A 435-nucleotide genomic window follows, 5' to 3' on the forward strand; every position below is an offset into this window, starting at 1 on the left:
CACGCTGGCCGGGCGCAGCGGGGATGACACGCTGTCTGGTGGCGCGGGCGACGATCTTCTGCTCGCCGACAGCGGCACAGACAGCATCAACGGGGGTGGCGACACCGACACGCTGTCGTTCCAGTTCGTGAACGCGGCGGCGGCGGTCAATCTCGAGAACGGCGTGGCATCGAGCAGCCTGAGCGGCCCGGACACGGTGACGCAGGTCGAGAACGTGATCGGCAGCAGCCAGGGCGACCTGATCTTTGGCGCCAATCTCGTCGACAACCACCTTGACGGTGGCAGCGGCGCGGACCGGCTTTATGGCCTGAACGGCGAAGACACGCTGGAAGGCGGCGCGGGGGATGACGAGCTCTATGGCGGCGCGGCGAATGACACGCTCGATGGGGGCGAAGGCGCGGACACGCTTGAGGGCAATGACGGCGATGACAGCCT

Annotated in this window: 1 protein-coding gene; it reads left to right on the top strand. The window is 67.4% G+C overall.

What is annotated here, in order from left to right:
* On the top strand, positions 1–435 hold a 435-nt coding region (locus tag J1C49_RS21570), incomplete at both ends, for a calcium-binding protein (protein WP_304522465.1).

It is taken from the genome of Cognatishimia sp. F0-27, from assembly GCF_020667845.1.
In the GTDB taxonomy this organism is placed as follows: domain Bacteria; phylum Pseudomonadota; class Alphaproteobacteria; order Rhodobacterales; family Rhodobacteraceae; genus JAFMPQ01.